Below are 11,587 nucleotides of genomic sequence, written 5' to 3'. Positions count from 1 at the left end.
ACCCAGCTCATGGTCATGCCACTGGGAGCCTGGTCCCCGGTCAATGTGCGGGTAATGCTGGAGGCGACCGYGCCCACATATGAGCTGGTCCCAATGACGTTGCCGGATTCGTCCTTAGCGGGGGTATACGTGCCGTCTTCACCATAGACCATGGTCTGGCCCGACACGTAGGTGTAGGGCTGGGTCACGTAGTCAATCGTGACCTGAATATCGCCACCGCCGAGATTGGCCAGAGACGACCAGCTCAGGTAGACGTTGTTGCTGCCGTACCAGCCGGTGCTGTTGCCATTCCAGTCGTATGCGGGATAAGAAACGGAGGCAATGCCCGCGTTGGCCTGGTTCGCACGGACGGCCACACCGCCCTGGCTTGTCAGGCGTTCGGCCTGGAGCTGCTGGGTGACGTGGCCGAGCGCGTCATACTGCACGTCGGTGCGCCGGACATCGGCCAGGCCGGCTACCTGGTCAGCGCTCGTATACGCCAGCAGATTCAGGTTGCCGCGGCCGGAGCCCGCGCTGCGGATATCGGCCGTCTGGTTACCCYGCAAATCGTACAGAGAGACCTTGGCGATACCGTCACCGCTGTTGGTGCGCCAGAGACGGCCGGCGCTGTCGTAGTCGAAGTACTCTTCGCGCCCGCCATTGATGCCCTTGCGCGTCATCTCGCCGAAAGCGTTGTATTCGACCGCAGTGTCCACCACGCCGGCCTGCGCCTGGCTGACGGTGGTGATGCCGGAGCCGTTTGCCTGCGCGGGGCTGCCTTGCCACTTCATGGCCCAATTGCCGACCGCATCCTGCTGCCACACGCGTATGGTGAACAGCTGCGAGATACCGCCATCGACGGAGCTGGCATTGCCCCACGCCAGCGTCACGCCGCYAGCCGCATTGGCCGCATTGAAGTCGCGCGTCACGCTGGCCGCGTGGGAATAGCCGCCGTCGAAAAGAAGAACGCCGTTTTCATCGCGGCCGATGTACTGGGGTACGGCCACGGTCTGGTAATCCAGCTGGACCCTCACAAGGCCTCCGCCGGCGTCAATCAGCGACGACCAGCCGAGTGTTGCGCTATTGCCGGCGCCTGTCAGCGCATAGGCGCCGCTTTCGTCATAGGTAACGTAGGTATAGGTATCCGAGGAAAACCCCGTCGTCAGGCCGCTCTGCAGCACCGTGGTGGAGGCAGGATCGATGACGTGGGTCTGGCGGCCCAGCTTGTCATATTGGTAGACGCGGAATTTGGTCCTGGCGACGCCGTCATTGCCRGTGACGGCTTGCCACTCCTTGGCGATGTTTCCGTGCGCGTCGTAGGAGCTGTAGTGGTTGTAGCCCAGTGCGTCGGTCACCTGGGTGGCATGGCCCGAACGGTCGTACGCGGCCAGCGTCGTACGGTCAGAGCCGGATGCCGCGCCCTGCGTGAACGCTGTGGCGGTCGCCACTGCCGCGCCGTTGGCGAGCTCCACCTTGCTGACCACGTTGCCATAGGCATCGCGGCGGAACAGCGTGAGCGGCGTGAGGACCACGTTGGTGCCCGGCGTGACCACGTCGATGCGCGAGGGCTCGGCCACCGCTGTCACGCGACCCATCGCGTCGTAGTAACTGTAAGTGGTGGCGCCGGTGGCGTCAGTGGTGGCCGTCTTGTTGCCGACGGCGTCATAAAGGTAGCTGGTGACCGCGTTCCCGCGCACGCCGGTAGTGCTGGCGGTAGAGACGCTGTAGAGCACATTGACGCGCGTGTCCGACAGCTTGCGGTTGCCGCGGTCAAAAATCGAGGTCGTCTTGCGGTCGTCGTTGGCGGAAACAACAGGAGCCGGCGCCGCGGTGTGGGCGACGGAACTGTTCCAGCCCACGATGGCGCTGGCGTACTCGGTACGGTCCACGACATTGCCGGCTGCATCAAAAGCCTGGGTCGTCAGGTAACCCAGGGCATCGACGATGGCCGTCTGCCCCCCGCGGGCATCGTAGAAGTATTCCGTCGCGGTCCACGTGTCGGTGACGGCATTCTTGAGCAAGGCGACACGGCTGAGGTCGCCAAAGGCGTTGTAGCTGTTGCGCGTGGTTTTGCCCGCGGTGAAATACTGCGCGCCCGCGGTGGCTGTTGAATCGTAGGCGTAGCCCTGTGGCTCAATCACCTTGGTGACGCGGCCCAGGCGGTCGTACTCGGTCAGCAGAATGCGGTCGGTACTATGGCTGAAGCCGACCGCGGCCAGGGCGGCGCCTATCTGCGTGCTGCTGAGCCGCGCGGGGTTGCCGGTGAGCAGCGTGGTGGCCGAACCGTAACGCGTCAGCGTGGTGACTTCGCCCCAGGTGTCGCGCGCATAGCCCGTCACAAAGCCKAGGGCATCGACGTCATAGCTGAGACGGCCGAGCCTGTCGTAGGCCTTGTAGCTCATGGCGCCGGCAACGTCGCGGTTGGCGACGGCATTGCCGAACACGTCGTAAGTGGTCTGGCTGCTCAGCGTCTGCAGGGTTTCAGTGCGGGTGGCAAGCCCGGTGGCGCCGTTGACGGTGACGTTGTCGCCAGCAGCGTTGTAGACCGAAACCGGCGGAAAGATCGTCTTGACCTGGCGGCCGACAGCGTCGTACTCGTAACTGGTGGTGCGCTCTTCGGCGCGGCCCAAGGCTTCGGTACGCGACAGCAGGTTGCCCAGCGCGTCGTACGTCATGCGGGTCACGATGCTGGCGTTGCCGCTGAGCGCGGGGTTGACTTCCAGCTGGCCGGTCGTGGCATTGACCTGCAGGCCGGTCACCGCAACCTGGGGGGAGGTCTCGGTGACGAGACGGCCGGCCGCGTCGTAGCCGTAGTTCCAGGTGGCGCCGTTCTTGTTGGTGAACGTGAGCTTTTCACCGATGGCGTTGTAGGTATTGGATTCGGTGAAGCCCAGGGCATCGGTGCTACTGGTCAGGCGGCCCGCGGCGTCATAGACGAAGCTGCTGCTGCGGTCATTCGCGGCCGAAGCAACGATGGCCCCTGCGATCGCGGTGGCCGTGCCGGCCGTTGCTGCCGGTATGGCCAAGGCATATTCGGTCACACCCTTGATGGCGCCGTTGCCGTCGTACACCGTCTTGCGGACATAGCCCAGGGCGTCAACGCCGTAGACCTGGCGATTGCTGGCGTCGAAAGCGCGTTTCTCCACGCGGTCGTTCGCCGCGTTGGCCACCACCAGCAGAGCGACGGCGGAGGTCGAAGCCAAGGCCGGCAAGGTAGACACGTCGACCAGCGCTGCGTAGCGCCGGGTCTGCACGGCATTGCCGGCGGCGTCAAACGTGGTTTCGGTCGCGGCCCCGCCGGCATCGATGCGGAAAACCTGGCGATTCGCCCGGTCATAAGCAAAGCGCTCGATGCGGTCGTTGGCGGCACTGGCAACCACGGCGGCCTGAATCGTGTCGGCATCCGGCGTGGTGGCGGCCACGGGCGGCGCCACGGCTGTTGCATAGGCCAGCCTTTGCGCCACATTGCCGTTGGCGTCGTAAATGAATTTCGTCACACCGCCCAGGGCATCGACACTGAAGGTCCGGCGATTGGCTTTGTCGTAAGCGAACACGGTGATGCGGTCGGCGGCGCTGGCCGTGACGCTGGCCGGCGCGGCCGAGCCGGCGATGGCCGTGGCGTACTGGATAGTTTTGACGGTGTTGCCGTTGGAGTCGTAGACCTGCTTGACGACGGCGCCTGTTCCGTCGACGGACAGCACGGCGCGGCCAAGCTGGTCGTACACAGTGCGCAGGCGCTGGTCATGGGCAGCATCTGCCACGGGCGCGGGCAGGGTTCCCGCCACCCAGGCGCCGCCGCCCGACATCGCCACGCGGTTGGCATAGGCCACGCGCTCAATGACGTTGCCGGCCGCATCATAAACATACTTGATCACCTCACCCAGTGCATTGACAGTGGCCGTGAGCCGGCCGTCCTTGTCATAGACGCGGTTCTCCACCAGGTCCGAGCTCGCGGTGGCAAGCACCTTGGCCTGGATTTGCGCCACGGTGGCAGCCGCCGGCAAGCCGGCCAGGTCCGCCGGTGCGAGGGCCGCGGCATACACCGTGCTCTTGACGACGCGGCCTTCCGCGTCAAAGCCGCTCTGCCTGACGTTGCCCGCCGCATCGACGGTGAACACCAGCCGGTCGCCCGCGTCGTAGGCGTAGCGTGTGAGGTTGCCGTTCGCATCGGTGGAACCGGTGACATTGCCGGCCTTGTCGTAGGCATAGCTGCGCGTGAGGTTCAGGCCCGTCGGGTCGATCTGCTCCAGGGTGCGGCGCCCGAGCTTGTCGTAGGTGTAACGGGTGACCGTGCCGCGCGGATCCGTCACCGTCAGCGTCTTGCCTCGCCCATCGTAGCTGTAGGCCGTTACGAGGTTCAGGCCCAAGGGGTCGACCGCCTGCTGGGTCAGCTGACCCTTGAGGTCGTAGCTGAACTGGGTGACGTTGCCCAGCGGGTCGGTCACGGTGACTTGCTGGCCTTTGGCATCGTAACCATAGGTGGTGGTGAGGTTCAGGCCCGCCGGATCGAGGGTGCGCGCCAGGACCCGGTTGGCGGCGTCATAGCCGAGCACCACCAGGTTGCCGTTGGCGTCCGTCGTACTGGCCAGCCGGTTGCTGCGGTCGTAGCTCTGACTGGTGGTGGTCAGCGCTGTTGTCGTGGTGAGCAGGTTGCCGTTGAGGTCGTAGGCAAAGCTGGTGGTGTTGCCCAGGCCGTCGGTCACGCTTTGGGTCTGGCCCAGGCGAGTCTGCGCGGTCGTGACCTGCACGCCTTCAGGCGTGGTGACGGTGACGGAGCGCGCCACCTTGTCATAGCTGTAACTGGTCACCTGGCCCAGGCCGTCGGTCTGCGTGAGTACCCTGTCGAAGGCGTCGTAGCTGCTGCTGCGCGTGACATTGATCGGATCCACGCTGGTGACGGCGCGGCCCAGCCTGTCGAAGGTCCGGCTGCTGGTGTGGCCGTTGGCATCGGTGCTGCTGGTCAGCCGGCCGAAGGCGTCGTACACGGCGGACGTGATGGCGTTGATGCCGCTGGCATCCAGCACGGCCCCGGTCGCCAGGCCGCGCCGGTCTACCGTGGTGGTCCGCGTCAGGGTTTGCGATGCGCCCAGGTCCTGCACGCGGCTGACTTCATTGCCGAAGGCGTTGTAGCCCAGGGCGGTGACATTGCCCAGCGCGTCGGTGCTGCTGGCCAGGCCGCCGAAGCTGTTGTAGGCATAGGTGGCCTTGCTGTCGAGCGCAGCATTCACCACGATGGCGGCGGTGAGTGCGGCATTGACCAGCCCGCCGGCATTGGCCCCTGTCAGCCCGGCCAGGTTGATGCGCGTGCCGTAGCTCACCGTGGACGTCAGCTGCCCCAGGGCGTTGTACTGGCTCTCGCGCACCTCGCCGAGCGCGTTGACCGTGTGCGTCAGATGCCCGTCGACGTCGTAGAAGAAGAGCGTCTTGTTGCCGTAGCCGTCGGTCGTGCTGGTGCGACGGCCTGCGGCGTCGTAGGCGTGCGTCAAACCGTACTGGCTCCAGACGGCGTCGATCTGCGCCTGCGTCAGGCTGCCCGTGAGCAGCGCGCTGCCGACACCGGTGAGCTCGCCGACCAGGCGGCCCTGCAGGTCGTACTTCGCTGTCAGCGTGCGGGCCTCGGAGGTGCCGGCGGCGGACACCTTTTGTGTCAGGTTGCCTGCGCTGTCATACGTGAACAGCGTGACGGTGCCGGCGGCGTCGGTCGACGTGGCGACACGGTTCAGGAGGTCGTAAGTGGCGCTGCTGCTGCGGTCCTGCGCGCTGGCAACCGGGCGAAGATCGGCAACCGTCGTGCCGGCGTTGAAGGCGGCCAGCGCGCCGGCGCTGACAGCCGTGGCGTAACGGATGCTCTGGGTGAGGTTGCCGTTGGCGTCGTAGACCTTTTCGGTCAGGTAACCCTCGGCGTCGATTTCGCCGGCCACCTGGCCCTTGGCGTTGAGCACCAGGCGTGTGGTGATGTCGCCGACATTCGTGGCCGGCAGAAGCTGGGCCAGCGTTCCGCTGGCGCGCAGGGCCTGGGCGGTCACCGTGGCATAGGCGGTGCGGCCGGTCAGCCGCCCGGCGCTGTCATACCTCAATTCCGTGAGGTAGCCTTCGGCATCGAGGCTGGCGCGCAGCAGGCCGTCGTCGTCGTAGAAGTTTCTCTCGACGCGATCGGCGGCGGCGTTGGCCGTAGGCGCCACACTGCCGGCGGCCGGTGCAGCACCCAGCGCCGCGGTTGAGATGAGGTTGGCGTAATGCGTGACGGCTACCAGGCGGCTGGCGCCGTCGTACTGCATCTCGGTGACGGCGCCCTGGCCGTCCACCGTCTTGAGCAGGCGGCCAGCGCTGTCGTAGACGCGCCAGGACTTGAGGTCGGCGGCAACACTGGGGGGCCGCACCGCCGCCAGCGACGGGTTCAGCGGCTGGCCGGACCCGTTGACGAGGCTGGCCACATTCACCGCGCTCGCGTAGGCAAGGGTCTGCGTGACCTGGTTGTTCTTGTTGTAGACGTATTCGGTCAGGCTGCCGTTGCCGTCGATGTCGGCGGTCTTGCGGCCGGCTTCGTCGTAGAGCATCCAGGCCCGCACGCCGCTCGGGTCCTGCGTCATCGTCAGCCGGTTGTCGGCGTCGTAGACGTAAAGCGTGGTGCCCAGGTTGGCGGTCTGTGCGCTGCTTTGCGTGACGCTGATGAGGCGGCCCGCAGCGTCATAGGTGCTGCTGGTCGACAGGCCGTTGGCGAAGCTGACGGTGGTTTTGCGGCCGGCGTCGTCGTAGCTGGTCAGCGTGGTCTGCCCCAGCGCGTTCTGCACCGACAGCACGCGGCCCAGGCCGTCGTAGGTGTACAGGCTGACGCCCGCCGTCCCCGAGATGGTCTTCAGGAGCAGGCCGGCCTGGTCGTAGATGTACTGGGTGGTCGACTGGCTGCCGTCGGCAACGCCGTTGCCCGCCGCGTCGACCCTGGCGTACACCGTGACCGACTGCAGTTGCCCGCGTGCGTCCAGCACCCGGTCGGAGCGCGTGCTCAGGAGAAGGTTTTGCGCGCCGGCCCAGGTGGCCATGGCCACTTCTGTGGGCACGGCCGTGGCGCCCAGGGCGGCCACGTTGTAGGCTGCCGCGCTGTACTGGATGCTGGCAACCTGCTCGCCCCAGGCGTTGTAGCGGAACTCAGTCACGCGCCCTGTCGGGCTGAGCACAAACCTCAGGAGGTTTTGGTTGGCAGCGTCGTAGACGTAGCGCGTCGTGAGCGGCAAGGCGGGCTGGCCGGCACCGGCGCCGTCCGGGTCAGCCACGGTATAGGTGGACTCGGTCAGCAGCTGGTTACGGGCATCGTAGGTGCGCGTGATGGTGTTGCCGGCCGCGTCGCGCTGCAGCACCTGGTTGCCGTTGGCGTCGTATTGCATCGCCGTCGCCTGGCCCAGCGCGTCGGTGACCTGGGTCAAGTCGCCGGCGGCGTTGTAGGCAAAGCTGCTGACCTGTGATACGCCGCCAATTGCTGGCGCCGTGATCTTCGTAAGCTGGCCTGCGGCGTCGTATTCGTAGCGGGTGACGAGGCCGAGCGGGTCGGTCACCGTGGTGCGATTGTTGACGGTGTCGTAGCTGTAGCTCGTGGTGTGGTTGAGCCCGTCCCTGACAGTAGCGATGCGGTAGTCGGCGCCCACTTGCACGTAGGTGAACGTCAGGCTGGTGCCGTCGCTCTGGGTGACGCTTGCCACGCGGGTGCTGGCGCCGTCGTAGGTGTAGGCCGTCTGGTAGTCATAGTTGTCTGCCGTGCTGGCGTCTTCAGGACTGAGGTCCACCGTCACCGAGCTCAGGCGGTTGCTTGTGTCGTAGGCATAGGCCACGCGGGTGAGGGTCGTGCCGTCGGCCCTGACGGTGCGCACCCTGGAGACGTTGCTGCCGGCGTAGTCGAGGTAGGTGACGTCGCCGCTGGCGCTGGTCATGCTGGAGAGCAGGCCCGAGGCGTTGTAGGCGTAGCTGGCGGTCGTGCCGCTGGCGTCCGTGGTGCTGGCCAGCCGCCCGGTGGCGGCCTCATACGTTTCGGTCAGGCCGGTGTCGCCGTCGGTCCAGACGTAGTCGCTGCCGACCGCCTTGATGGTGTCGTAGGCGCCGGCGCCGTCGGTGCTCACATAGGCGAGCCTGCCAGCGTCCCAGCTGTAGACCGACTCGCTGCCGTCCCGGGCGGTGCGGGTGAGGGTGCTGCCGGCAGCACCCAGCGTTCCCGTCAGCTTGACCTGCTGGGCATAGGCGCCCATGGACCAGTTGTCGGCATTGTCGTCGTTGAGCTTGCCCTGGCTGTTGTAGGTGCGCAGCGCCGTCAGGTTCACGCCGTGCGCAACCAGGTAGTCGTCCCGGTCCTGCAGCACCAAATTACCATTGGCCACATTGACAAACGCCTGCTCGCCGCTTCGCCCCTGGCCGGCCGCCCCCAGCAGCCCGCCTCGCCCCAGCGTGGCCAATGACGTTGAACCCAAGCCCAGGCTATTGCCGCTGACGATCGCAACCATGTGATCTACCTAATGGTGAACCGCCGGCTCGGGCCCCTGCCCCTCACCCCTCCTCCAACCCTTTGGAGAACTGCTCAACGGTATTTCATCAATACATCCTCCCCTTTAACACTTTGTTTAGGAAAATTTGCATCCGACCGCACGCGCCGAAAATCGCTAAACAAATTCAAATCGGCATGGATATATTGATAAGCGCCACTGGCACGGACGCTGCGCRCCTGCGCGTATCGGCATTCAGCCAGGGCGACCCCACGCCCTTCATTTCCTGACCGGTATCCATACAGGCGGCATCACCCGGAGACTCTTCCATGTTTATCGCGATCACCATGAACCACATCCGTGCCGTCAAGGCCTGGGCAGAGGCTCATGACGCGCTCGTCAATCTCAATGTGCTGACTTTTGAGCTTGAAGTGAAGGCCCGTAACCGATATTTCACGCTGCATCCCCAGTTCCTGGCACACAAGGACGGTCAGTTGATGCATGTTCCCCAGATGGTTCGAGAGGCCACCGGATTTATCGGCTGGCTGCCTTACCGCCCTCTGCGCTGGCCCCTTGCGGCAGACAAGCTCTTCTTCAAGAAGCGTCTCGCGGAGTCCGGACTCACCACCCCCGCCATGTGGCCGTCCCCGCGCGAGGCCACGGCTGACTTTGTCGTCAAACATTCGGTCGGATCTTTCGGCAAGGAACTGGCCGGCCCCTACCATCCCGGGCAAGAACCCGACGCGGCGCAGATGCAGGCATTGGCAAAACCGGGCAGCACCGGCAGCCTCTATGCAGAGTCGTTCGTGCATGGCACGAATATCAAAGTTTGGTTTTGGGGAGGTCGCGCATTCCATGCGCAACTGCATCCCTATCCTTTAATACACGGTAACGAGCGCAACACCATCGCAGAGCTGATTGACGCGCGCCTCAAAGACCTCAAGCAAAGCTGGGCCGACTACCCTGAGAAGCAGGCGGTGGCACAGGCGCTTGCCTATCAGGGCCTTAACTTTAATACCGTGCTGCCACCAGATATGTCTGCCTGGCTGGACTATCGCTACGGACGCCGTTTCGCGCCGGATGCGGCTACGGAAGAGGAAGACAATTTCCTGCGGCACATGCCTGCGACTCAAATAGCCCAACTGGAGGTAGCCGGCCAATGGATCGCCGCAGAGCTGCGGGAGGAACTCAGCGCACCTGTTTTGTGTTCGCTCGACGGAGTGCTCGACACGGACGGAAAGATCTGGTGGCTTGAGGCCAATTCGAACCCCATTTTCCCGCCGACCGGCTATTCGGCCATGTTTTCAACACTTTTCGGAACACCCATTTCCGCCCCGGAACCCGGCTCTGCCATGGCACCGGCATCCGGTCAGACCATACCGAACCCAATGCGCGGGTCACCAGACGGCATAGCTATTCCGGCGGAACGCCCCGCGCAGATCAGGCTTAGCCCCGGCATCGGCGAAAGGGTGTCGGCATGAAGCCTGAATTTTCTGCGTCCGGTTCGCCAATCTCCGTGCCATCGGCTACCAGGATCGGCGGCAACCGAAATCGCGTTCTGAATCACCGCATTCCCACCCAGGTGCAGGCCTGCCTTGGCGCTGAAGACCGCTTGTCGCCCATGTTTTCCGGCGCCAGCCGTATCCGCAGCAAGGGCCGCCTGGCAACGCTGGTGGTCCGCACTGCCAACGAAGACATCGAAGTCCAGGCACCCGCACTGCTTTTGGACCAGGCCTTCAGCCTGTGCGACGGAACACGCACTGTCGACGAAATCCTGAAGAGTTTCGGGAACGCGCAAGAGCGCTCTGAGTTTGCCCAATTCATGGAGTTCCTGCTCGCCGAGGGCGCTTTGATCGACGCCAGCCTGGTGAGCGCACACGCTGCGCACTATGCCTTTCAGTTCAGCCCTTTCGGCCTTTCAGCGGCTGCCAAATTGACGGGCAGCATCGCAGCACGCTTTTTGTGGAATGAAGAGCAGTCCGAGGAAACCCTGCCCGAGTCTGCCGCCAGAGTGGAAAGTACCCCGCTTGACCCTTTCTTTTCCGCGCGCACAACAAGCTATACCTTTGATGACAAGCCGGTATCCATTTCCGCGCTCCACCAACTGCTTTGGTCCCTCGCCGGTGTAGTCCGGGTCAAGCATCCGCGAATAGGATACGCGATGCCGCAACGCACCATCGCGTCTGCAGGTGGCATGCACCTGGTGGAGGTTTACGTGGCGCTGCAACGCCAGGTCGGTGACTATCTGCCCGGCGTGTACCAGGTTCAATACCCCGACGAGCGCACGGTATTGCTGCACCCCGTCGGGAACACACCACCGCAGCTGGCCTTGGCCTTCGGCAAGCCCTGGGAATTAACCTATGCAACGGGTGCCGTTTTCCTCGCCGCCGATCCGGCGATAGCAGCGACGCGCTACCGCAACCGCTCGCTCCAGTACCTCTTTATGGAAGCCGGTGCAGCGCTGCACAACGGTGCACTCAGCGCCGGTGCCCTGGAACTKGGCTACGCAACAATAGGCGGGTATTACGAACGGCCGATCGCGCGCATGTGCGGACTCGGCCGGCAACTGCTGCTGGGTTCGGCCATGTTCGGTGTCAAGGCTACTTCCGAGCAAATTACCATTATGGAGCGGATGCCGCTGATCGATTTTGCTTGGGTCAACGGCGAATCCGCGCTTTACTCCATGGGTTTTCACCTCGCGCGTGCAAAAATTCTCGATGAGAATGACGAGCGGCCGCACACCTGGGGCCGCGGAACAGATCCATTGCTGGCGGTACGCAAGGCCATTGCCGAAGCCATAGAGCGCGAAGGCTTCCGGCAACCGCGAGGCATCGTCGAAGGTAGCATCGCCGAGGTCGAGCATGCACTGGATCCCCGACAGTTCGTCTGCTACGCGGAGAAACAGTACGAAACTTCAAATTTCTTCTATCGACCATTCTCAGAAACACAATCCTATCCCTGGGCAGATGCACTGGAACTGGCTACGGGCAGAAAAGTCCGGGTGCTGGCGGAACTCGTTTTTTCACGCAACAGCCTTGCCGCCCTCGGACACGACACCTCACGTCCGTATACCCAGGTGACATCCTCAGGTTGCGCCGCCAGCACCACTGTGGAAGACGCTACCGTTAGAGCACTACTGGAGG

At 64.3% G+C, this 11,587-nt stretch carries 3 protein-coding genes; 2 read left to right on the top strand and 1 reads right to left on the bottom strand.

Features of this window, described 5'->3' with window-relative positions; genetic code table 11:
• A partial coding sequence (locus tag AC1D1P_RS05610; RefSeq protein ID WP_477672339.1) for an RHS repeat domain-containing protein occupies positions 1-8,465 on the bottom strand: 8,465 nt, incomplete at its 3' end.
• Positions 8,466-8,773: 308 nt separating this feature from the next.
• Between AC1D1P_RS05610 and AC1D1P_RS05605 the strand changes: the two genes are divergently transcribed.
• Both AC1D1P_RS05605 and AC1D1P_RS05600 read left to right on the top strand, forming a co-directional pair.
• Positions 8,774-9,925 (top strand): hypothetical protein, encoded by a 1,152-nt coding sequence (locus AC1D1P_RS05605; protein WP_477672338.1) that lies wholly within the window; start codon positions 8,774-8,776, stop codon positions 9,923-9,925.
• Between the two features lie 140 nt (positions 9,926-10,065).
• Positions 10,066-11,587, top strand: a 1,522-nt coding sequence (locus AC1D1P_RS05600) for a YcaO-like family protein (protein WP_477672337.1), incomplete at its 3' end; no start/stop codon positions are given.

The organism is Polaromonas sp. P1_E1_2 (genome assembly GCF_056406035.1).
The sequence above is the reverse complement of the archived record's forward strand: the minus strand, read 5'-3'. Positions and strand labels throughout refer to the sequence as shown.